This window comes from Arthrobacter sp. Cr_A7 (assembly GCF_029222765.1).
Lineage (GTDB): Bacteria > Actinomycetota > Actinomycetes > Actinomycetales > Micrococcaceae > Arthrobacter.
In genome coordinates this window covers 1-22,080 of record NZ_JARHXQ010000093.1, presented here as the reverse complement: position 1 = coordinate 22,080, position 22,080 = coordinate 1, and the positions used below count along the sequence as shown (strand labels likewise).

Here is a 22,080-nt window from a genome sequence, read left to right as displayed (position 1 = left end):
CCTACAGCGGGGCATCCTCCGGCAGGTCCACATCCAGCGCCAGCAGGGCGTTCTCCACCACTTCCATCAGCGCAGGGTGGATCCAGAAAGGACCCCGCGCCAGCTGGTGCACCGGCACTGACGTGGCCATCGCCTGAACCAGCGGCTGGATGAGCAGCGACGCTTCGTGGCCCAGGATGTGCGCTCCGAGGAGGCGGCCCGTACCGCGCTCCGCGATGAGCTTGACCACGCCTTCTTCGTCCTCCATTGCCCAGCCGTACGCCGTGGACGCGTACTCCTGGATCGCGGTGACGATCTCCGTCCCCGGTGCAGCCTGCGCCCTGGCCTCATCCTCTGTCAGGCCGACTGAGGCCACCTGGGGATTGGAGAAAACAGCAGCCGGCACTGCGGCGTAGTCCATGGGCCGGAGCCGGCCCGGGTGCTCCAGGTTGTGGGCCACCACCCGGGCTTCCCGGTTGGCCACATGCTTGAGCTGGTAGGAATTCGCGACGTCGCCCAGCGCGTACACGCCCGCCAGCGGCTGCCCGCCCGAAAGAATCCGGAGGTTTTCATCGACGGCCAGCGTGCCGTCGTCGTCCAGGTCGAACCCTGCGGCCTCCACGTCCAGCCGGTCCGTGTTGGGCACCCGGCCGGTGGCCATCAGGACAATGTCCGCCGCCACGCTCAGGCTGTGGCCGGCGTCGTCCAAAAACACTGCGGAGGCCCGGCCGTCGCCGCTGTCCTCCACCGACTGCAGGTGGTAGCCAAGCTCCAGCTTCCAGCGCCTTGCCGCCGCCGCGGCGAAGCGACGCGAAATTTCGGGGTCGTTGCCGCGCAACAGGCGCCCGGACCGGTTCACCTGGGTGACGTCCGCGCCAAAACCATGGAAAACGGCAGCGAACTCCGCGGCGATGTATCCGCCGCCAACCACCACCACCTTCTCCGGCGCACCCTCGAGCCGCATGACGGTATCCGACGTGTGGACCTGGGGAAGGTTGGCTCCCGGCACGTCCGGAAGAACCGCCCGCGAGCCCGCCGCCACCACTACCTGATCCGCCGTGATGTCCACACCGGAGGCGGTGCGGAGCGCGCGGGGTCCCGTAAAGCGGACGTACTCCTCGTACAGGTCCACGTGGTCCAGCTCGTCCGCCCGGTACCGACGGCCGGCTGCGGATATCGGATCTATCCGGCCAAAAATCCTGTCCCGGATGCCGTTCCAGTGCACCTTGTCCAGGGTCAGGTCAACGCCCAGGCGGCCGGCCTCGGCGGGCACTGCCGCCAGCGCCGACGGGTACACGAACATCTTCGTTGGGATGCAGCCCACGTTCAGGCACGTGCCGCCGAACACCCCGCCGTCGATCAACGCCACGCGCTTGCCGTCCCAGAACGGGGTGATCAGCGAATTGCCGGAGCCGGAGCCGATGATGGCAAGGTCGTAGTGGGGCATAAGGGGGAGTCTAGGGCACCGTCCGCCCGGCAGCAGCCATGCCGCACAACGTCCCGGTAGAATGGTCCGCGGCCCGCCGGTTGCAGTATGTCGCTGCAGAATCCGGCGGCTGCCACCGAGGTGACATAGGTGGCGTTCCGTTCCGCCCGGGATCTCCGGGCTCCCATGCCAGCACCCAGAAGGAACCCCATGTCATCGCCCTCCCTGACGTTGCCGTCCCCGGCGCCCGCTGCTGCCCGCAGGCGCCGGCTGCTGCAAATCCTTGGCGCCCTGGCCATTGCCGGGACCTACATCTACCTGGTGCTGAACCAGCCCGCGGACATCACCGGCGGACCCGGCAGCGCCTCGGCCCTGATCGCCCTTTCAGGTTTCCTGGTGGGGGCAATCCTGCTCATCGTGGCGGTCCTGCCCACGCTCCCTGCCTCCACCCTCGTGCTGATCCCGGTGGCTCTTGTCCTGAACATCGTGCTCGGCCAGTTCGTGGGCAGCACCCTGGTCCCGTTCTACCTTGACGCGATCGGCACGGTGCTGATCGCCGTGCTGGCAGGACCCGCAGCGGGTGCGGCCACCGGGGCACTCAGCAGCATCGTCTGGTCCTTCTTCAATCCCACCGTGCTGCCGTTCGCCGCCGGGGCCGCCCTGATCGGCTGCCTCGCCGGCCTGGCCGCGCGCTACGGCCTGTTCCGCCGTTTCTATCTCGCCCCTGTAGCCGGGTTCGCCACGGGCATCATTGGCGGTGTGGTGTCCGCCCCGGTGGCAGCCTTCGTCTTCGGCGGCACGTCCGGTGTGGCCACCGGTGCGATCGTCAGCGCCTTCCGCTCCATGGGCGACACCCTCCTGGCAGCCATCACCAAGCAGGCGCTCATTTCCGACCCCATGGACAAGGCCATCGTCTTCACCGTGGTGGCCGTCCTGGTCTACGCGCTGCCGCGGCGGACCCGGCTGCAGTTCCCGTTTGTCCGCAGGCACCGCGTCCTGGCCCGAACCACGAACGAACCGGCAGCAGCGCAGGGCGCCACACAGACTTCCTGAACAGACCTCCTGAACAGGAACCACCAGCCCATGCGCCTCCACCCGCTGACCTCCCTGGCCTTTGCCGGCAGCACGGCGGTTATCACGACGGCGGCAGCGAGTTGGCCCGTTTCCCTCGCCGTGGGTGCGGGTGCACTGGCCCTGTCAGCTGCCGGTGGCACCGCCCGGCGGCTGGTGCCTGCGGCCGCGGCCGTGCTGGTGCCGCTGGGCCTGTCCCTGCTGATCGTGCACGGGCTGTCCTTTCCCGAGGGCCGGACTGTCCTGGCCCAGTTGGGCCCGGCCCGGGTAACCGCCGAAGGCCTGGCCTTTGCCGGGGAACGGGCGGCCCAACTCTCAGCCGCCGTCCTGGCCCTGCTGGTGTTTTCCTTCAGCGTCAACGTTCCGGACCTGGTGGCCGCGTTGCCGTCGCGCGGCGTCCACGGCAGGTTCGGCTTTGTGCTGGCTTCCACCCTGACCCTGCTGCCCGCCATTACTGCGCAGGCGGGACGGATCCGGCAGGCCCAGGAGTCCCGTGGGCTGGTCATCCGGCGCGGTCTGCTGCATAAAGTGGCGGCGTTCCGGCTGCAGGCCATCCCGCTGGTCCTCTCCCTGGTGGAGGACGCCGGAACCCGCGCCGCGGCCCTGGAAGCCCGCGGTTTCAGCAGACCAGGGCCGCGCACCAGCTACCGGGAGGTCCCCGACTCCGTTATCCAGCGCCTCCTGCGCATGCTCCTGGTCGGGGCGGCTGCGGTTGCCGTTGCCTGGCGGTTATGGCCGGCCGGGGCCGGAGGCTAGGCATGCCGTATTCCGCAGAGCCGGCTATGGCGGCCGGCATCCGGGAGTTCACCTTCCACGACGGCGGCGGGCCGGTCCTTCAGCGGGTGGACGTCGCCGTCGTCCCCGGGACCCTAACGGCCGTCCTGGGCACCTCCGGCAGCGGCAAAACAACCTTGGGAAGGCTCCTTGCCGGTTGGCTGCCCCCGGGACCCGGCGGGAACCTCACCGGGTTCCTGGAGCTCACCGGCACCCGGCTTCAGTTCAACGGCGACGCCGGGGACCCCCGGATTGACCCCGCGCAGTGGGGCCGGCAGGTGGGCTTTGTTCCCCAGGATGCTGGTGCCGTCCTGTCCACGGTCCGGGCCACCGTGGCGGAGGAACTCGCGTTCGGCCTCGAAAGCTCCGCGATGGACCGTACCGCCATGGTGGCAGCCGTTGAGCAGACGGCGGGCCTGCTGGGACTTCGCAACCTGCTGGGTCGCCATCCGGCCCGGCTCTCGGGCGGCCAGCTTCAACGCCTTGCCATCGGCTGCGCCATCATTACCCGCCCGCCGGTGCTCATCATGGATGAGCCCTTCGCCTCCCTTGACGCTGCGGGCGCCCTCGAACTGGGTGACCTGGTGCGGGGCCTCGTGAAGGCCGGCACCGCCGTCGTCATCCTTAGCCAAATGGTGGACGGGCTGGTCCGCGAAGCCGATCACTGGATCGTCCTGGCGGACGGCACGGTCAAGGCAAGCGGAACGCCCGCCGCGCTGGAGGCAGGGCCACCGGCGGTGTTGGCGGGTATCCGGCGCATCCACGACGGGCCCTGGGCGGGCGGCGCCGCGCCGGTTCCCCGCCAGGCCGGACATTCCGTCCCGGCTCTGGAGCTCCGCGGGGTTTCTTTCGGGTACCGGCAGGACGGCCGTCCCGCCAGGCAGGGCTTCGCGTGGCAACGCCGTCGGGGCTCCCGTACCCCTGACATCCGTTCCACGGTGCTGCAGGGGATCGACCTTGCCGTCCCTCCCGGCGAGATCGTGGCCGTCACCGGGCCCAATGGTGCGGGAAAATCAACGCTTCTCCGGCACTTCAACGGCCTGCTGAGGCCCACCACCGGAACCGTCCTGGTGCAGGGGGAGGACATTGCCGGAAGACCGGTCGGTTCCACGGCAGCCGCGGTGGGCCTGCTGTTCCAGCACCCGCGCGAGCAGCTGTTCGAACGCACCGTCCTGCGGGAGGTCCGGTTCGGCCTGGACCGGTTGTTTGGGCAGGATGAGGCAGGGGAACGGGCCGCGGCGGCACTGGCGGCCGTCGGTCTCTCAGCGGCAGCCCGCGAACACCCCGCGGAACTGCCCGCGTCCCGCCAGCGGCTGCTGGCCCTGGCAACAGTTCTGGCCCGCAAACCCGCCGTCCTCGCGCTGGATGAGCCGACCGTCGCCCTCGACGGCGATGGGCTTGCCGTCCTGGACGCGGCAGTCCGGTCCGCGGCGGCGGAGGGCGCCGCCGTCGTGCTGGTCACCCATGACCTGGGCTACGCACGATCGGCGGCGCACCGCACCATTGCGCTCGACGCCGGCCGGCTTGTAGAAGCCTGAACCGGTCCGGTTATCCCGCGGCCGGGCGGGACGCCCTGCCCGGCGGCAGGAAGGGCTTGCCGTTGACGCGTTCCGAGGCCCCCACCCGGTCCAGGTACGGGGTGATGCCGCCGAGGAACATGGGCCAGCCCGCGCCGAGGATCATGCAGAGGTCGATGTCTTCGGGGCCTGCCACCACGCCTTCGTCCAGCATCAGTCCGATCTCCTGGGCCAGGGCGTCCTGGGTACGGCGCAGGACGTCTTCGCCGGTGGAGGGGCTGGTGCCGAAGGACATCAGCGACAGCGTGGACTGCGGGATTTCCTGCGTGCCGTCCGGGGCGGTTTCCCAGAGGGCCTTCACTCCGTTGTCGATGAGTTTTTGCAGGTTGGCGGACACCGGGAACCGGTCGCCGAACGCGGCGTTGAGTGATTCCTGGACGTGCTGGGCCACCGGCAGCCCCACCATGGCCAGCAGCGTGAAGGGGGTCATCGGCAGGCCCATGGGCCGCAGGGCATTGTCCGCCACGTCTGCCGGAGTGCCTTCGTCGAAGGCGGCGGTGACTTCGCCCATCAGGCGCAGCAGGATGCGGTTGACCACGAACGCGGGGGCGTCCTTGACCAGTACCCCGGTCTTCTTGAGCGCCTTGGCCAGTTCAAAGGCGGTGGCGAGGACGGCGTCATCGGTCCGCGGGGCCCTGACGATCTCCAGCAGCGGCATCACGGCCACGGGGTTGAAGAAGTGGAAGCCCACCAGCCGTTCCGGGTGCTGCAGGTCCTCGGCCATGGCGGTCACGGACAGTGACGAGGTGTTGGTGGCCAGGATGCAGTCAGGGGTGACAATGGCTTCGAGCTCGGCGAACACCTGCTTCTTGACGTTCAGTTCTTCGAAGACGGCTTCGATGACGAAGTCGGCGTCGGCGAACACGTCCTTGGACACGGATCCCGTCACCAGCGCTTTGGTGCGATTGGCGGCGTCCTGGCTGATCCGCTGTTTGCCCAGGAGCTTGTCCACTTCGGCGTGGACGTAGCCCACTCCCTTGTCCACGCGGGCCTGGTCGATGTCCGTCATCACCACGGGGACCTTGAGCTGGCGGGCGAAGAGCAGCGCCAGCTGGCTGGCCATCAGACCGGCACCCACCACGCCTACCTTGGTGACCGGACGGGCCAGGTTGCGGTCGGGTGCACCGGCGGGACGCTTGGAGCGTTTCTGGACCAGGTCAAGGAAGGCGTACACCGTGGCGCGGAACTCGTCGGTCTGCATGAGTTCTGCAAGTGTTTCGCATTCCAGCTCTGCAGACTCCGCCTGGGTCATGGCGCGGTTGGCCTCCAGGACGTCAAGGACCTTTCCCGGGGCGGGTGCGGCATGTGAGGTCTTTGCCTCCACGAACCGGCGTCCTGCTGCCACTGCGGCAGCCCACCTGGCTGCGGTATCCGGCGCGGCGGGGTCGACGGCGTTGGCACGTTCCGGCATCAGACCGCCGGAGATGACTTCCGCGGCCCATGCCAGGGACTGCTCCAGGAAATCCGCCGGCTCAAAGAGGGCATCGGCGATGCCGAGTTCGAAGGCCTGGGGTCCGGTCAGTGTCCGGTTGTTGCTGAGCGGGTTTTCGATCATTGCCTTGACCGCGTTTTCCGGGCCGATCAGGCGCGGCAGGATGTAGACCCCGCCCCAGCCGGGTACCAGGCCAAGGAAGGCTTCCGGCAGTGCCAGGGCTCCGGCACCCGTGGACACGGTGCGGTAGGTGGACTGCAGGGCGATTTCCAGCCCGCCGCCCAGGGCTGCACCGTTGATGAACGCGAAGCTGGGAACCCCCAGGTTGGCGAGCGTGCGGTAGACGTCGTGCCCCAGCTGCGCCATCCACAGCCCGTGTTCCCGCTTCTCAAGTGCCTTCACCGCTGAAAGGTCTGCGCCCGCCACCAGGTAGTAGGGCTTCCCCGTCACGCCGACGCCGGCGATCTCGCCCCGGGCGGCCCGCTCCCGCAGGCCTTCCAGCACTTTGCCGAGTTCCACAAGTGTCCTGGGTCCCAGCGTGGTGGGCTTGGAGTGGTCCAGGCCGTTGTCGAGGGTGATGAGGGCGAAGGTTCCCGGGCTTGGCTTGCCGGCGGCGGCCGGCAGTTCGATGTCCCGGACGAGCGCGTGGGTGACGGTTTCGTCGGGGAACAGGGCGGCGAACTCGATGAAATCTGCGGCGCTCATGCCGTGGCTCCTTCAGTTGCCGACGCTGCGGATGTGGTTCCGGTGTAGTCGGGATGGTGGGGGTTTTCCCAGATTACGGTGCCGCCCATGCCCAGGCCCACACACATGGCCGTGATGCCGTAGCGGACGGAGGGATCCTCCTCGAACTGGCGGGCGAGCTGGGTCATCAACCGGACGCCTGAGGAAGCAAGGGGATGCCCGACGGCGATCGCGCCGCCGTAGCGGTTGACGCGGGGGTCGTCGTCGGGAATCCCGAAATGGTCCAGGAAGCTGAGGACCTGCACGGCGAAGGCTTCGTTGATTTCGAACAGGCCGATGTCCCCGATGGTGAGCCCGGCATTGTCCAGTGCCTTCTCGGTGGCCGGAACGGGGCCGATGCCCATCACCTCGGGCTCCACCCCGGCGTAGGCATAGCTGACCAGGCGCATCTTCACCGGCAGGCCGAGCTCCGCGGCGGCCTCTGCGGAGGCCAACACCGCAGCGGTGGCGCCGTCATTCAGGCCGGCGGAGTTTCCGGCGGTGACCCGGCCGTGCGGCCGGAAGGGTGTCCGCAGGGCGTCCAGGTCCGCCATGGTGGTGCCGGGCCGCGGCGGTTCGTCAACGCTGTGGACAGTCCACCCCTCACCCGGCTTCCGGGCAGCCACCGGAACCAGGTCCGGCTGGATCAGGCCCATTCCGTAGGCGGCGGCAAGTTTGGCTTGGGACGCGACGGCGTAGGTATCGGCACGTTGCTTGGTGATGGCCGGGAAGCGGTCGTGCAGGTTTTCGGCGGTGTTGCCCATGTTCAGTGCCGCCGGGTCAACCAGTCGCTCCGACATGAAGCGGGGGTTGGGATCGGCGCCGGAGCCCATCGGGTGGTTGCCCATGTGCTCCACCCCGCCGGCAATGACTACGTCGTAGGCGCCGAAGCCAATGCCTCCGGCGGTGGACGTCACGGCGGTCATGGCACCCGCGCACATACGGTCGACGGCGAACCCGGGGACGGTACGCGGCAGGCCGGCCAGCAGGGCTGCAGTCCTGCCAAGGGTGAGGCCCTGGTCACCGGTCTGGGTGGTGGCTGCGATGGCCACTTCATCCACGCGCTCCGGCGGCAGGGACGGGTTGCGGCGAAGCAGTTCGCGGATGCATTTCACGATCAGGTCGTCGGCGCGGGTTCCGGCGTAGATGCCTTTCTCGCCGGCACGGCCGAATGGTGTGCGGACGCCGTCAACAAAGACGATGTCGCGGACAGTGCGCTGGGATGCGCCGCTACCGTGGTGGCTCACGTTTAACTCCTCATCGAGACGTAGGCGCCTGAATGCATGCCGGACTGCGGCAGCATCATGACGGCAGTGAACCCGATGTTACTCGCCAGTAACTTAGCCTGCAAGAGGAGAGCCCGTGCCTTCCGGCGGGGGCGGCCGGTGCGGAGCCGAACTACCGGGAGGGGCTACTGTTCCGCCGGTACGGCGGCAGCCGGCTTGGGCTCCTTGGGCGGCAGGGGCTGTGGATTGAGGAAAGCGTGGGTGATCAGGGGTGCCGCCAGTCCGACCTGCCACTCGCGTGCACCCAGGGTGCGCAGTTCAGCGGCCACCGATGCTTCGCTGATTTCAGCTGGAGGACGCCATGCCACGCGCCGCAGGTAATCCGGAGTCAGCAGGTTTTCCAGCGGCAGGTTCAGCTGGTCGGCTTTCTCCTGCAGCAGGGGCCGGGCAGTGGCCAGCCGTGCGGCCGCTTCGGGGTCGCGGTCTGCCCAGACGCGCGGCGGCGGCGGGGCGTTGGTGGCCAGGTGCAGCGGCGGAAGTTCTTCCAGGTCGCGTGCGGTGGCGATGCAGCGCAGCCAGCGCGGGGCTTCCCGCTGGGCCGCCCGGCCGTGGAATCCCTTGGTGCCCAGCAGTTGCGGCACCGTGGCGGGCATGGCCTTGGCCGCTGCCACCAGGGCGGAATCCGGGATCAGCCGGCCCGGTGCCACATCCCTTTTCTGCGCCAGCGAATCGCGCTCCAGCCACAGTTCCCGGACGGCGGCAAGCTGCCGGCGGTCCCTGATCTGGTGCAGGCCGGAGGTCTTCCGCCAGGGGTCGACCCGGGGCGGGGCCACGCCCGCTGCGAGGATGGCGGCGAATTCCTGCTCGGCGTAGTCGAGTTTTCCGTCCGCCTCGAGAAGTTCCACGAGTTCTTCGCGCAGTTCGGTAAGGACCTCGACGTCGAGGGCGGCGTAGCGCAGCCACGGCTCGGGCAGGGGCCGGGTGGACCAGTCGGCGGCCGAGTGCTCCTTGGCGAGGCCGAACCCCAGCAGCTGTTCGATCACCGCGGCCAGGCCCACCCGGGGCAGTCCGGCCAGGCGGGCGGCCAGTTCGGTGTCGAAGAGTTTGTCCGGCCACATGCCGAGCTCTGAGAGGCAGGGCAGGTCCTGGCTGGCAGCGTGCAGGATCCATTCGACGCCGCGGAGGGCATCGTTGATGATGTCCAGGTTCTCGAAGGGTTCGGGGTCGATGAGCCAGGTCCCGGCCCCTTCGCGGCGGATCTGGACCAGGAAAGCCCGCTGCCCGTACCGGAATCCGGAAGCGCGTTCGGCGTCGACTCCTGCCGGGCCTGTTCCGGCGGCGATGGCGGCGGCGCAGCGCTCCAGGCCGGCCTGCGTCTCGATGACCAGCGGTACGCCGTCCCGGGGCGCGGCAAGTTCGATGATTTCGGGGATGGGGCTGTCGAAGCCTTCCACCGTGATGTGGGGTGCGGTATCAGCAGCCGGAACGCCGACCGTGGTGTTTTCCGGAATATTAGGGGTCATGATGCCCCCAGTTTACCGGCCGGCAGGCCGCGGACGGGTGGTGGCGGGGCCATGCCTAGTTCCGCCGCCGGTGCGGCAGGGGTGTCACGCCGTCCGGAAGCGGAGGCAGGCCGGCGAAAGTGCAGACCATGTCAGACCAGGCCTCGAGGTGTGCCGTGACGTCCGGGGATGCCGGCGTCCACGAGGCGCGGAGCTCGATGTCGATGGAGCCGGGCCGTTCCGCAAGGGTGCCGAAGCTCTCGGAGAGGACCCGGGTGGCAGTTCCGCCGGCTGCCCGGTACTGCGCCTTGTGGTTCTCCAGCGCCTCCACCAGCCAGGTCCAGGCGACTGTTCCGAGCATCTCGTCGTTGCCCATGTCCGGTTCCAGTTCGGCCCGGATGTACGTGACAATGCGGAACTCGCCGTCCCAGACTGCCGAGCCGTCGGGGTCATGGAGCAGGATGAAACGGCCGGTAGCCAGCTCCGTTTCGTCGTCGTCCCCGGTCCCCGCCGCGGAGGCGAGGGCCATTGCGGCGGGGCCGTGCAGGGGAGTGGCGGTTCCGGTGCCCGGTGCCATGACTTCCGCACCCAGCGCGACGGCGAAAGGTGCCAGGCGTGCCGGCGCGGGGATCTCCGCGAGGCGGAGTTCCCTGCGGCACTGGGCTTTCCTGAGGGTTCCCAACGCGTGGAGAAAGTCCGGGGGAACCTGGTCAAGTGCGTTCACCTTCGCAGGTTACGCAACGGGAAGGGGCAGGACGGGAAGGCTCGCCGCCGGCGGCTTAGCCGGACTGCCCGTTCCGGTGATCGCGGAGTTCATGGCGGATCGCTGCGGCGAAGGCATCGATATCCTCCTTGGTGGTGTCGAAGGAACACATCCAGCGCACTTCGCCGGCTGCCTCATTCCAGTCGTAGAAGCGGAAGGAGGTGCGCAGCTTGTCTGCCACGCCCGGGGGCAGGATGGCGAAGACGCCGTTGGATTCGGTTTTCTGCGTTGGCTGGACGCCGTCGATGGTGTCGACGGCAGCGCGGAGCCGGGCCGCCATGGCGTTGGCATGCGACGCGGACCGCAGCCAGAGGTCGCCCTCGAGCAGGGCAATGAACTGGGCCGACATGAACCGCATCTTCGAGGCCAGCTGCATGTTCATTTTCCGCAGGTAGACCAGGCCGTGCGCGGCCTCGGGATTGAGTGCCACCACCACTTCACCGAACAGCAGGCCGTTCTTGGTGCCGCCGAAGGAAAGGATGTCTACGCCGGCGTCGCGCGTGAAGGCACGCAGCGGTACCTGGAGGTGGGCTGCGGCGTTGGCCAGCCGTGCGCCGTCCATGTGCAGCTTCATGCCCCTGGCGTGGGCGTGGTCGGCGATGGCCCGCACTTCCTCCGGCGTATAGCAGGTGCCAAGCTCGGTGGTCTGCGTAATGGACACGGCCAGCGGCTGGGCGCGGTGCTCGTCGCCCCAGCCCCAGGCCTCCCGGTCGATCAGCTCGGGCGTGAGCTTGCCGTCCGGCGTGGGGACGTGCAGCAGCTTGATGCCGCCGATGCGTTCCGGGGCGCCGTTCTCATCCATGTTGATGTGGGCGGTGGAGGCGCACACCACGGCACCCCAGCGGGGGAGCAGCGACTGAAGGGACAGCACGTTGGCGCCGGTCCCGTTGAATACGGGGAAGCACTCGATGCCCGGCCCGAAATGCTCCACCATCAGCTCGTGCAGCCGCGCGGTGTAGTCGTCCTCCCCGTAGGAGACCTGGTGGCCGTCGTTGGCTGCCGCCAGTGCGGCCAGGACTTCGGGGTGGACGCCGGAGTAGTTGTCCGACGCGAAGCCCCGCACGGTGGGGTCGTGCAGCCGCATGGCCGCGCCTGTTTCTGCTGTTGTTGTCATGCCTTTGCTCACGCTTTCAGTCTATGTATCTTCACTGCACCGTACAGTCGTGCACCGAATAGTCAGGCACCGTGCTGTCTTGGTCCATACGGTGCTGGTCCGCCTACGGCGCCAGCCGGAGGCGGGTGCCGTTTACGTCGTCTGCCGGGGAACTGAAGAGTCCCACGACGGCGGTGGCCAGGTCCTTGACGTCCGTCGCGCCGGGGAAGGACCTTTCCGGGTGGCTGCGGCGCAGTCCATCGTCCACCAGGGCCTTCACCACCAGCACGACGGCGGCAGCCTGCCCGCCGCCGTCGGCCGCTTCTGCCTTGCGGAACCCGTCCGCCATGGCCATGGTCCACGCTTCGGCGGCCGCCTTGGCGGCGACGTAGCTGGCCACTGCCGCCCCTGGCTTGTCGAGGGCGGTGGAAGACACCATGGCGAACCTGCCGTGGCGGGAGGCAGCGAGGTCGTCGAAGAAGACCCGGGAGACGTTGCGCAGCGTGGTGACGGCGGCCTGGTGAAGGAAGTCCCAGTCCTCGTCCGACTGGTCCGGGATGCCCTTCGCTCCCCGCCAGCCACCCACCAGGTGGATGACGCCGTCCACGGGCCCGGCAACGGCGGAGGCTTCGTTCCGCAGCTGCCGGACGTCGTCGAGCCTGGCGAGGTCGCACACGAGGGGTGTGACGCCCTCGCCCGCCTGGCGTGCAGCAGCCTCAATCCGCGCCTGGTCGGACCCCGCGGTGACCACCCGGTGCCCGGCGTCCCGCAGCGCACGGGCTACTGCCACCCCGGAGGCTCCGCTGCCGCCCGTGACCAGGACGGTGAGTTTCAGCGGTTCCGCGCCGTGCGGCCCGCTCATAGGGCGGAACTGCCCGTGATTCCGGCGGTTGATTCGATGACCGGGCGCATTTTCTTCTCCAATGCCTCGTAGAACATGGACAGCGGGAATTCATCATCCAGCACCTGGTCGGTCAGGCCGCGTGGGGCGCCGGACAGGGGAAGGGCAGCCGGACCCTTCGCCCAGACGGACGCCGGGTGGGGGGTGACAGTTTCCGAAACCAGTTCGTACGCGGCGAGCCAGTGCGCGGTCTTGGGCCGGTCGATGGAACGCCAGTACAGGTCGTCGATCTTTGCCCCCAGTGCAATGACGGCGTCGGCCACTTCGTCCCAGTCGATGGTGAGCCGGGTGTCGGTCCAGTGCAGGACATGCTGCTGGTGGAGCCAGGCAAAGAGGAGCTGTCCGCCCAGGCCGTCGTAGTTCCGGACACGGCTTCCGGTGATGGCGAAGCGGAAGATCCGGTCGAAGATGATGGCGTACTGCACCAGCTTGGCGTGCCGGCGTGCCTCCGGGTCGGCGTCGTCGTCCTTCTCGATGCGGACGGACTCGCGGAAGGCGGTGAGGTCGCAGCGCAGTTCCTCGAGGGAGTACAGGAAGAACGGCATGCGCTGCTTGATCATAAAGGGATCAAACGGCAGGTCGCCGCGCATGTGGGTGCGGTCGTGGATGAGGTCCCACATCACGAAGGCGGCTTCCGTGAGGTCCTGGTCGGCCAGCATTTCGGCAGCGCCCTCCGGCAGTTCCAGGCACGTGGTTTCGGCGGCGGCCTTGAGCACGCGGCGGAAGCGGGCTGCCTCGCGGTCGGCGAAGATGGCACCCCACGTGAACGTGGGGGTTTCGCGCACGGCGACGGTCTCGGGGAAGAGCACCGCCGAGTTGGTGTCATAACCGGCGGTGAAGTCCAGGAAGCGGATGGGGACGAACAGCTTGTTGGAGTAGTCGCCGCCTTCCAGGCCGGCAATGAACTCGGGCCAGATGACCTCGATCAGGACAGCCTCCACCAGGCGGCTGCTGCTGCCGTTTTGGGTGTACATGGGAAAAACCACCAGGTGCTGCAGTCCGTCCCGGCGCTGCTCCTGCGGCTGGAAAGCGAGCAGCGAGGAGAGGAAGTCGGGAACACCGAATCCACCGGCTGCCCAGGCGGAAAAGTCTGCGCAGACGGCGTCCAGGTACGCGGAGTCGTGCGGGAAGGCAGGGGAGAGTGCACTGACGGCGTCAATGATCACCTTGGTCTGGGCGGAGGCTTCACTGTGCGCGGCCGTGTCCGGGATGGACCCGTCCTGGACCTGGAGGGCCTGGAGGGCGGTGGCTGCTGCCTTAAGCCGGAGCCAGTCCTGGTTGTTTGCGGAAATCCCGGTGACGGCGGCGGTCAGGGTTTCAGTCATCGTCGGCTGCCTTTCTGGTTGCTTGCTAACTATTGCCGAGCGTAGCAAGCAACCAGCAGAACTAATCTGAAAAGCAGCCTAGCCTAAGAAATGCTGTGGCTAGAGGACGGGATCACCTGGGCGAGACATGACCGCCGCTGGGGAATCAGTTTCCCGGGTTACCATCGCTGACCTGCGGCTTTTCGTTCGAAACCAGTTTCAGGGACACGGAGTTGATGCAGTAGCGCTGGTCGGTGGGGGTGCCGTAGCCCTCGCCTTCAAAGACATGGCCCAGGTGGGAATCACAGGTGGCGCAGCGGACCTCCACGCGCTCCATGCCCAGCGTGCGGTCATGGATGTACCGGACGGTGCCTTCAGCCAGGGGAGCCCAGAACGACGGCCAGCCGCAATGCGAATCGAATTTCTCGTTGCTGGTGAACAGTTCCGCCCCGCACGCCCGGCACTGGTAGACCCCCGCGGTGTGGGTATCCCAGTACTCTCCCGTGTAGGGGCGCTCGGTACCGGCCTGGCGCAGGACGTGGTACTCCTCGGGCGTGAGTTCTTCCCGCCACTCGGCGTCGCTTTTCTGGACCGTGGCGTTCCCTGCGTCGGGCTCACCCGGTCCTGCCGTTGGATCTGCCACCGCGTCGGTGGCCTTGTTGCCGAAAATGCTGTTTCCGAAGATGCTCATAGGAATGCCAACGCTTAGGAGTCGCCGATAAATCCCGAGCCCGCGTACAGGTGCAGTACGGGAAGGCCCAGCTGGTCCTGGGCCTTGTTGGCCCAGTCGGTATGGAAGGTATCGGCCACAGCGTGCGGCCGGGTAATCACCACTGCCTGTGAGGCACCCGTTTCGCGGACCCTGGATACCAGCCCGTTGACCGCGCCGCCGTCCACAACTTCACCGGTGACGCCGCTGCCCAGTCCTTCCAGCGCAGCCAGCGACACGGCAAGGGTTTCCGATGCCTGCGCCCGCTCGGTGGTGGGGTCCGGGGTGTGGGACGTGAGCTCGCGGAAGGCTTTGGCGATGTCCAGCATGGACAGGTTCTCCAGGAAGTCCACCAGCAGGTGCCGCTCGGTGTTTGCCGGCACCAGCACCAGCAGGCTGGAATCCGATCCGTCCACGAGCCGTTCTATGTTCAGGCGGTCGTCCGCCCCCAGGGGTTCTTCGGTCAGGATGACGATGGGATCACTCATGGCCTTAGCCTAGCCCTGTGCATGGGGCGCCGCACTCAATCTTCGGCTCCGCCCGCGGCCGCCACCGCGGTGCGGAATGTGGGCTTCCGTTTCGAGGCGGTAAGAATAGTGCCATGGCTCTTTTCCAGCGCACCAGCCCTGCCCCTGTTGTCCGCACCCCCGAGGACGGCGGAATGTCCCTGGGGACCAAGTGGGCCATCGGCGGGGCCATCGGTGGGATTTCCCTGGCCGGACTCCTCGCCACGGGTTCGTCTGCGCTCGCCGTCTACTTTGCGCGCCGGGTCATCACGCCGTCCCGGCAGAGGACGGCCGACCAGGAAGTGCTGGCGGTCATCCGGGACGGCCGGCAGCAGCAGGTGATCCTGGCAGCCACTGACGACACCACGATGGAGGGGGTGTACGGATTCTTTTTCGACGGCGGCAAGGGGCATGCGCGCATCGGCCGCATCGTCTCCTATTCGCCGGCTGAAAGGACGGTCCTGCGCGAGGTGGAGGCCGTGTATTCCGGTGACCTCTCCACGGCGCGCTGGGGCTGGTGGAGCGGTGCCACCTACCCGGACCCGGCCGCCGTCGGAATTCCTGCGGAGGACGTGATGATCCCGGTGGACCGCGGCGAAGCGCCGGCCTGGCTGGTACGCGCCGGAGGTACCGCCCGGACCTGGGCGGTGATGGTGCACGGGCGCGGCGCCACCCGGCAGGAGGCGCTGCGCGCGGTGGGGCCGGCCCTGGAGCTTGGACTCACCAGCCTGGTGGTGTCCTACCGGAACGACGGGCTGGCGCCGTCGGCGGACGACGGCCGGTATGGCCTGGGTTCCACCGAGTGGCGGGATGTCGAGGCTGCCATCGAGTATGCGCTGGGCAAGGGAGCCGAGGAGATCGTGCTGTTCGGCTGGTCGATGGGCGGCGCCATCTGTCTCCAGGCCGCCGATCTGTCCCGCTACCGCCACCTGATCCGCGCCATGGTGCTCGATGCGCCGGTGATCGACTGGGTGAACGTCCTGGCCCACCACGCACAGCTGAACCGCATCCCGTCGCTGGTGGGCCGCTACGGGCAGCTGATGCTGGGGCACCCGCTCGGCCGCCGGCTCACCGGCCTCGCTGCCCCGGTTGACCTCAAAGCGATGGACTGGGTGTCGCGCGCCGTGGAGCTGCGGACTCCCACGCTGATCCTGCACAGCGTGGACGACGAGTACGTGCCGTACAAACCGTCAGCCCTGCTGGCCGAACGTAACCCGGAGATGGTCACGTTTGAGACCTTCAGCCGTGCACGGCACACGAAAGAGTGGAACGTTGATCCGGAGCGCTGGGAGAGGCTGGTGAAGGCGTGGCTGCGGCAACAGCTGGCCCCGCGGCTGAACCCCGGTGCTGCGACTGCGGCCGGATCCCCGCGCCCTGGCCAGTAGGGGCCACCGTCAGCTGAGGAGCGCGCTCCGCCACACGTCGATGTGCCGTGCGACGTACTCCGCCGAGGCTTTCCAGTGTTCCCCGTGGCCGTCGTCGTACATGCGCGCCCATGGCTGGCGCCCCGAATCCTTTGCTTCCTGCAAGAGGCCGTACATTGCCTGTACGCGGTGGACGAGCGTCTGCGGAAGCGCCCGCCGCTGCCCTTCATCCGCGCGGTAGCCGTCCGTGAATGCGCGAAGGCGGACGCCTGCCTCATGGGGGTCCGCACCTTCCCATAAACCGGCGAATGACTGTGCAGCGTAGGCAAGATCCCAGAGCCGTGAACTGGGGCCGGCGCCATCCCAGTCAATGAACACCCAGCGGTCACCCGTCACGAGGTTCCACGGGGCGAGGTCGTTGTGGCAGATCAGCTCGGCTTCCGGTGCGGGGATGAGCACCTTCCATCGGCTGACGTCCTCCGGGGTGCACAAAGGGCTGTTGTCGTGGATGGCCCGGATCATGCCGCCCACCTTGTGGAGATCGGCCGTTTCCAGCTGCCCCCGGTCGATGGCCAGGGTTCCTTCGACGTACTCGATTACCTGGCGGCCCTCGTTGTCCTGTCCCGCGGCCCGCGGAACATCCAGCCCCGCAGCCGCCAGGACGGAAAGAAAGTGATGCACATCCGGGGTGGAGGTTTCCCAGGGCTTCCGCACGGTATTGCCGACCAGCACAACAAAATCCGAAGCGTTGCCGCCGGACAGGGCCTGCTCTTCGCTCACTCGTGCCCGTGGCCCTGTGCCAGCGAGCTGATGGGCGCTGTCACGGCGTCGGTCAGGCGTACCAGGTCGGCGGGCGCGAGCTCGATGTCCAGGCCGCGTCTGCCTCCCGAAACCAGCAGGGTATCCAGCGCCAGCGCACTCGAGTCCAGCACGGTAGGGGAGGGGAGCCGCTGGCCCAACGGAGAGATGCCGCCGAGGACATAGCCGGTGCGCCGCTGGGCAGCTGCGGGATCCGCCATGGCAGCCTTCTTGAAACCCAGGGCGGCGGCGAAGGCCTTGAGGTCAAGCGTTCCGCTGACGGGCACGATGCCGACCGCCAGCTTGCCCTCGACCTCCACCATCAGGGTCTTGAAGACCCGGGCCGGGTCGATGCCGAGGACTTCCGCAGCCTCCGCGCCGTAACTGGCCGCTGAAGGATCATGAGTATAGGGGTGCAGCACAAAGGGAACCCCGGCTGCGGTCAGTGCCGCTGTGGCCGGAGTTCCCTGCGCGGTGCTTTTGCGTGCCATACGCTCTAGGCGCGGACGCCGGACGTGGCGGCCACCTTGCGTTTGATCCGCCCGAGCATTGCCGTCATGCCCCGCATCCGGAGCGGCGTGATGGCCCGGGTGAGGCCGAGCAGTTCGGGCATGTCGTCCGGCACCGACAGGATCTCACCGGCTGTCAGCCCGTCCAGGCCCTCATGCAGCACACCGGCGAAACCGCGCGTGGTGGGAGCCTCGGCCGGGGCCTTGAAGAACAGCCGCACGGCGGCAGCTGCCGGGCCGTCGTCGTTCTTCTCCGTCTCGATGGTGAGGAACAGCGGGGACTGGCATTCCACAACCTGCTCCAGCAGCTCAGGGTGGTCCTTGAGCCGGTCCGGAAGCTCGGGCAGTCCCTCCGAGAATTCCAGCAGCAGCTGGAGCCTCTCGGGTTCGGTCAGGGCCTGGAAGTCGTCCACGATCGCCGCCAGGGCGGAAGGCAGGGCTTGAGTAGTCATCAGTCCAATTCTACGCGGGAGGAACTCCCGTCAGACTCCTGCCGGGACGGGAAAGGAACCGCGCTCGGCGCCCTTGACGATGGGGACGCGGACGGCGTTGCCCCACTCGGTCCAGGAACCGTCGTAGTTCCGGACGGACTCGAAGCCCAGGAGGTACTTAAGGGCGAACCAGGTGTGGCTGGAACGCTCGCCGATGCGGCAGTAGGCCACGACGTCGTCACCTTCAGCCAGGCCTGCTTCGCCAAGGTACAGGGCCTCAAGTTCCTCACGGCTGCGGTAGGTGCCGTCAGCGGCGGCGGCGCGTGCCCAGGGGATGGAAGCGGCGGTGGGGATGTGGCCGCCGCGCAGCGCGCCCTCCTCCGGGTAGGCAGGCATGTGGGTGCGCTGGCCGGTGTATTCCTCGGGGGAGCGGACGTCGATGAGGGGCTTGCCCAGGTGCGCCAGGACATCCTCCTTGAACGCGCGGATGGGAGCGTCATTGCGCTCGACCTCCGGGTAGCTGCCGCGTGCGGGGGCCGGCTTCTCCTTGGTCAGCTCACGGCCTTCGGCAATCCACTTGTCACGCCCGCCGTCCAGCAGGCGGACGTCCTGGTGGCCGAAAAGGGTGAAGACCCACAGGGCGTAGGCGGCCCACCAGTTGGACTTGTCACCGTAGATGACCACGGTGCTGTCCCGGGATATGCCTTTTGACGCCGCAAGCTCGGCAAAGGCGGCGCCGTCCACGTAGTCCCGGGTCACCTCGTCGTTCAGGTCGGTATGCCAGTCGATCTTCACGGCACCCGGAATGTGGCCGGTTTCGTAAAGGAGGACGTCCTCATCGGATTCGACGACAACCAGTTCACCGTTGGCTACCGCGCCGCTTTCAATGGCCGCGGCAAGCCATTCGGTGGAGACCAGCCGCTCGGGGTGGGCGTAGGCAGCGAATTTCTCGTTCTGTTCAACGGGGTAGGGCATAGCGTTGGCCTTTCATTGAGAACACGGGAGGACAGCTGAATGTGGAAGGGCGCCGGTGTTGGGACCTGGTCCCACACTAGCCAGCGCCCCACGCGATGTCCGTATTCCGTTAACAGGACGAAATGTTGCCTTCATCACGCATCCGGCTGCCGGGGCGAATGAAGCCCGGGGCTGCAGCCTGTTGCCGGTATCCTTTCTGGGGACCTCCTACCAGCAGAACGGACCACCTTGGTACAGATCGAACAGCTTGCCGCCCGCACTCCGGCAGTTTCGGTGGATGAACTCCTCAAGGGATTCTTTCCATCGCCGCGATTCGGCCAGGTCTCCTTTGCCAGCTACCGTCCGGATCCCAAACAGCCCAGCCAGGCCGCAGCAGTCCGCGCCCTTCAGGGCTTTGCCGAGGGCGTGGGATCGGGCGACGGCGGCGGCCTGTTCAAGAAGCTGTTCGGCAAGAAGGACACCTCCCGTGCCGGAATCTACTTGGATGGCGGCTTCGGCGTGGGCAAGACCCACCTGCTTGCGTCCCTCTGGCATGCGGCGCCGGGCCCCAAGGCCTTCGGCACTTTCGTGGAATACACCAACCTGGTGGGTGCCCTGTCCTTCCGCAAAACCGTGGATGCCCTGAGCAGCTACAAACTTGTCTGCATCGACGAATTTGAACTCGACGATCCGGGCGACACCGTCCTGATGTCGCGTCTCATGCGCGAGCTGGCCGACGCCGGTGTCAAGCTTGCCGCCACATCCAACACCCTCCCGGGCTCCCTGGGCGACGGCCGGTTCGCCGCCGTGGACTTCCAGCGCGAAATCCAGGTCCTGGCCGACCAGTTCGACGTGATCCGGATCGACGGCGAGGACTTCCGCCACCGCGGACTGCCCGCCGCCCCGGCACCGCTGAAGAACAGCGAACTCTCGTCCCACATGAAGGCGGAGTTCGACGGCAAGACTGTGGCCCAGGACGAGTTCGCCACGCTGATCCACCACCTCGCGGGCGTGCACCCCAGCCGCTACCGCCAGCTGATCGACGGCATCGACGGCGTGGTGTGGCGCAACGTGGAAACCATCACCGAGCAGGCAGTGGCGCTGCGGTTCGTGGTTCTCGCCGACCGCCTCTATGACAAGGATGTTCCCATCCTTGCCAGCGGCGTCCCGTTCGACAAGCTCTTCACCGAGGAGATGATGACGGGCGGCTACATGAAGAAGTACTTCCGCGCCGTCTCCCGCCTCACCGCACTGGCCCGCGAGGGCCAGAACCACGAACCGTCCTGACGGGCTTCTCGTCCGCCGGGGACCGGTCACCGCGCTGAACGAGCAGTGACCGCACCGCCAGGCCGGCAAGAAGGGCCCAAAAGGCCGAGCCGATCCCCGCGAAGGCGAGCCCGGAAGCCGCCATCAGGAAAGTGACGGACGGGGCGATCCGGTCCTCTGCGTCCGCCAGCGCGGACGAGACCGCCGCGGCCAGGGTTCCCAGCAGCGCCAGTCCCGCCACCGCCTCCAGCATCCCGGCGGGTGCGGCGTTAACCACAGTTACCAGGGCGGCGGAGAAGGCAGCCAGTACCAGGTAGGCCAACCCCGAGGTGAAACCGGCCACCCAGCGCCTGCTCCGGTCGCTGCCGGCCTCTTCGCCGGCGGCAAGGGCCGCGCTGAGGGCAGCAAGATTTATTGCGTGCCCGCCGAATGGTGCACCGAGGAGGGTGCCGGCGCCCGTCACCAGCATGGACGGGCGCCACGGGGTTTCGTATCCGAAGGACCGGAGGACAGCCACGCCGGGGACGTTCTGCGAGGCCATGGTCACCACGAACAGCGGAAGGGCAATCCCCGCCATGGCCTGCAGGCTGAACGTGGGCGTGGTCCAGACGGGAGCCGGCAGGAAGTTTCCGGCGCCCAGCCCGCTCCCGCCGGCCGCAATCGATATGCCAATGACGCCAAGCGCCACCAGCAGGGCGGCCGGAACCGCCCAGCGCGGCGCGAATTTCATCATCAGCAGCCAGCAGATGATCACCGGGGCCACAAACAGCGGGACGCTTCCCAGGGCTTTGAACGGGGCCAGGCAGAGCTGCAGGAGGACTCCGGCAAGCATGGCCTGCGCCAGGGTGGTGGGAATCCTGGACATCAGCCGGCCAAGTGAAGGAACCAGGCCCGTCAGGGCTATCAGGATGCCGGTAGCGATGAAGGCCCCGACGGCGGCTGGCCACCCGCCGTCGGCTGTTCCGGATGCGGCAAGGAGCGCTGCGCCGGGCGTGGACCAGGCAAGTGTCACGGGGACTTTGGAGCGCCAGGCCAGCAGGAGCACGCCGACGCCGACAGCCAGGGTCAGGGCCAGCAGGCCGGACGCCGCCTGGGCCGGGTCGGCGCCCACCGCCTTGAGGCCGGCCAGCACCACGGCGAAGGATGAGGTGAAGCCCACCAGGGCGGTGACGATGCCTGCAACAACGGGCCGGGAATCGAATCCGGAGGGCTGGCCGGCCTGGTGGGAGTTGAGTGGGGAGGACTTCGCCATACCCGCAGGTTACCGGCGCCCCCGCTCGGACAGGCAATCGGAAGCGGCACCTGCTGTTTTAGAACGCCAAAGGCGCGGGTGCCGCCTCCCGGCGGGACCCGCGCCCCCTTGACGTGCTAGGGCAAGGCCCTGGCCAAATCCTTTACGGAGTCCTGTCAGCCGGCGGAACCGGGTTGACGGGAGTAACCGGGGGAACCTGCTCGGCGGCAGGTGCCTGGCCCGGGGTTCCGTTCTTGTCAATGAGCTTGGAAGCGCCATTCTGGATCTTGTCGACGTGGCCGGAGTACTTGCCTCCGGTCTTGGTGTCGACGAAATCGCCGGCCTTGCTGATGCCGTTCTTGATGGCCTGCTCGTTGCCATGGATGAGACCCTGAGCCTTGCCCTTTAGATCGTCAATTAGTCCCACGAGCACCTCCCTTCAATCGCGGAGCCAGGTCGCTCCTCGCGCCTTCGATCCTAGCCCCGCCAGGGAAGGCTGCCAAGGAAATTGGGAGCTTTCGGTGTTCGCCCGGAGCGGATG

The 22,080-nt window shown here is 67.8% G+C and carries 21 protein-coding genes; 5 read left to right on the top strand and 16 right to left on the bottom strand.

Going from position 1 to position 22,080, the window contains the following annotated elements:
* Position 1: 1 nt before the first annotated feature.
* Positions 2-1,426: a mycothione reductase gene (locus tag P2Q66_RS05600; RefSeq protein WP_275726234.1), complete on the bottom strand. Its 1,425-nt coding sequence runs from the start codon at positions 1,424-1,426 to the stop codon at positions 2-4.
* 189 nt (positions 1,427-1,615) lie between these two features.
* Between P2Q66_RS05600 and P2Q66_RS05595 the strand changes: the two genes are divergently transcribed.
* Genes P2Q66_RS05595 through P2Q66_RS05585 form a run of 3 tightly spaced genes read left to right on the top strand, consistent with a single transcriptional unit; the run spans position 1,616 to position 4,788 of the window.
* Positions 1,616-2,458 carry an ECF transporter S component gene (locus P2Q66_RS05595; RefSeq protein WP_275726232.1) on the top strand — a complete coding sequence of 281 codons (843 nt, stop codon included), beginning with the start codon at positions 1,616-1,618 and terminating at the stop codon, positions 2,456-2,458.
* Between the two features lie 30 nt (positions 2,459-2,488).
* Entirely contained in the window at positions 2,489-3,232 is a 744-nt protein-coding gene (locus tag P2Q66_RS05590; protein WP_275726231.1) for an energy-coupling factor transporter transmembrane component T, read from the top strand.
* Between the two features lie 2 nt (positions 3,233-3,234).
* The gene (locus P2Q66_RS05585; protein ID WP_275726230.1) at positions 3,235-4,788 is read left to right on the top strand and encodes an ATP-binding cassette domain-containing protein; all 1,554 of its coding nucleotides are present in this window, start codon (positions 3,235-3,237) and stop codon (positions 4,786-4,788) included.
* Between the two features lie 10 nt (positions 4,789-4,798).
* On the opposite strand, the gene P2Q66_RS05580 is transcribed toward P2Q66_RS05585, so the two are convergent.
* From P2Q66_RS05580 to P2Q66_RS05540, 9 genes are all read right to left on the bottom strand, one after another.
* Entirely contained in the window at positions 4,799-6,964 is a 2,166-nt protein-coding gene (locus P2Q66_RS05580; protein ID WP_275726229.1) for a 3-hydroxyacyl-CoA dehydrogenase NAD-binding domain-containing protein, read from the bottom strand.
* Positions 6,961-8,229, bottom strand: a complete 1,269-nt coding sequence (locus P2Q66_RS05575) for an acetyl-CoA C-acyltransferase (RefSeq protein ID WP_275726227.1) — start codon at positions 8,227-8,229, stop codon at positions 6,961-6,963. The genes P2Q66_RS05580 and P2Q66_RS05575 overlap by 4 nt, the downstream gene beginning before the upstream one ends.
* Positions 8,230-8,393: 164 nt before the next feature.
* Complete coding sequence (locus P2Q66_RS05570; protein WP_275726225.1) at positions 8,394-9,731, bottom strand: HRDC domain-containing protein; 1,338 nt, start codon at positions 9,729-9,731, stop codon at positions 8,394-8,396.
* Positions 9,732-9,786: 55 nt separating this feature from the next.
* Positions 9,787-10,434 carry a DUF3000 domain-containing protein gene (locus P2Q66_RS05565; protein WP_275726223.1) on the bottom strand — a complete coding sequence of 216 codons (648 nt, stop codon included), beginning with the start codon at positions 10,432-10,434 and terminating at the stop codon, positions 9,787-9,789.
* Positions 10,435-10,489: 55 nt separating this feature from the next.
* Complete coding sequence (locus tag P2Q66_RS05560; RefSeq protein ID WP_275726294.1) at positions 10,490-11,587, bottom strand: low specificity L-threonine aldolase; 1,098 nt, start codon at positions 11,585-11,587, stop codon at positions 10,490-10,492.
* 103 nt (positions 11,588-11,690) lie between these two features.
* On the bottom strand, positions 11,691-12,428 hold the full coding sequence (locus tag P2Q66_RS05555; protein WP_275726222.1) for an SDR family NAD(P)-dependent oxidoreductase: 738 nt from the start codon (positions 12,426-12,428) through the stop codon (positions 11,691-11,693).
* The gene (locus P2Q66_RS05550; RefSeq protein ID WP_275726221.1) at positions 12,425-13,792 is read right to left on the bottom strand and encodes a DUF6421 family protein; all 1,368 of its coding nucleotides are present in this window, start codon (positions 13,790-13,792) and stop codon (positions 12,425-12,427) included. Before P2Q66_RS05550 ends, P2Q66_RS05555 begins: the two co-directional genes overlap by 4 nt.
* A 145-nt stretch (positions 13,793-13,937) precedes the next feature.
* On the bottom strand, positions 13,938-14,462 hold the full coding sequence (msrB, locus tag P2Q66_RS05545; protein WP_275726219.1) for a peptide-methionine (R)-S-oxide reductase MsrB: 525 nt from the start codon (positions 14,460-14,462) through the stop codon (positions 13,938-13,940).
* A gap of 14 nt (positions 14,463-14,476) precedes the next feature.
* Positions 14,477-14,968, bottom strand: coding sequence for a hypothetical protein (locus P2Q66_RS05540; RefSeq protein ID WP_079597089.1), 492 nt, complete (start codon positions 14,966-14,968; stop codon positions 14,477-14,479).
* Positions 14,969-15,081: 113 nt separating this feature from the next.
* Between P2Q66_RS05540 and P2Q66_RS05535 the strand changes: the two genes are divergently transcribed.
* A complete protein-coding gene (locus P2Q66_RS05535) occupies positions 15,082-16,371 on the top strand; it encodes an alpha/beta fold hydrolase (RefSeq protein WP_275726217.1) in 1,290 nt (429 codons plus the stop codon).
* 9 nt (positions 16,372-16,380) lie between these two features.
* On the opposite strand, the gene P2Q66_RS05530 is transcribed toward P2Q66_RS05535, so the two are convergent.
* The 4 genes from P2Q66_RS05530 to P2Q66_RS05515 are packed head-to-tail and all read right to left on the bottom strand — an operon-like array spanning position 16,381 to position 19,063.
* Positions 16,381-17,130, bottom strand: coding sequence for a phosphotransferase (locus P2Q66_RS05530; RefSeq protein WP_275726215.1), 750 nt, complete (start codon positions 17,128-17,130; stop codon positions 16,381-16,383).
* Positions 17,127-17,639 carry a Cys-tRNA(Pro) deacylase gene (ybaK, locus tag P2Q66_RS05525; RefSeq protein WP_275726214.1) on the bottom strand — a complete coding sequence of 171 codons (513 nt, stop codon included), beginning with the start codon at positions 17,637-17,639 and terminating at the stop codon, positions 17,127-17,129. Before ybaK ends, P2Q66_RS05530 begins: the two co-directional genes overlap by 4 nt.
* Positions 17,640-17,644: 5 nt before the next feature.
* Complete coding sequence (locus P2Q66_RS05520; protein ID WP_079597085.1) at positions 17,645-18,109, bottom strand: SufE family protein; 465 nt, start codon at positions 18,107-18,109, stop codon at positions 17,645-17,647.
* A 30-nt stretch (positions 18,110-18,139) separates the two neighbouring features.
* Positions 18,140-19,063 carry a sulfurtransferase gene (locus P2Q66_RS05515; protein WP_079597084.1) on the bottom strand — a complete coding sequence of 308 codons (924 nt, stop codon included), beginning with the start codon at positions 19,061-19,063 and terminating at the stop codon, positions 18,140-18,142.
* Positions 19,064-19,291: 228 nt separating this feature from the next.
* Here P2Q66_RS05515 and zapE point away from each other — a divergent pair, with 228 nt between their 5' ends.
* Entirely contained in the window at positions 19,292-20,329 is a 1,038-nt protein-coding gene (gene zapE / locus P2Q66_RS05510) for a cell division protein ZapE (protein ID WP_079597083.1), read from the top strand.
* Here zapE and P2Q66_RS05505 read toward each other — a convergent pair.
* Both P2Q66_RS05505 and P2Q66_RS05500 read right to left on the bottom strand, forming a co-directional pair.
* Positions 20,286-21,560 carry a benzoate/H(+) symporter BenE family transporter gene (locus tag P2Q66_RS05505; protein ID WP_275726211.1) on the bottom strand — a complete coding sequence of 425 codons (1,275 nt, stop codon included), beginning with the start codon at positions 21,558-21,560 and terminating at the stop codon, positions 20,286-20,288. The genes zapE and P2Q66_RS05505 overlap by 44 nt on opposite strands.
* Positions 21,561-21,702: 142 nt before the next feature.
* Positions 21,703-21,966, bottom strand: a complete 264-nt coding sequence (locus P2Q66_RS05500; protein ID WP_079597232.1) for an antitoxin — start codon at positions 21,964-21,966, stop codon at positions 21,703-21,705.
* Positions 21,967-22,080: the final 114 nt, after the last annotated feature.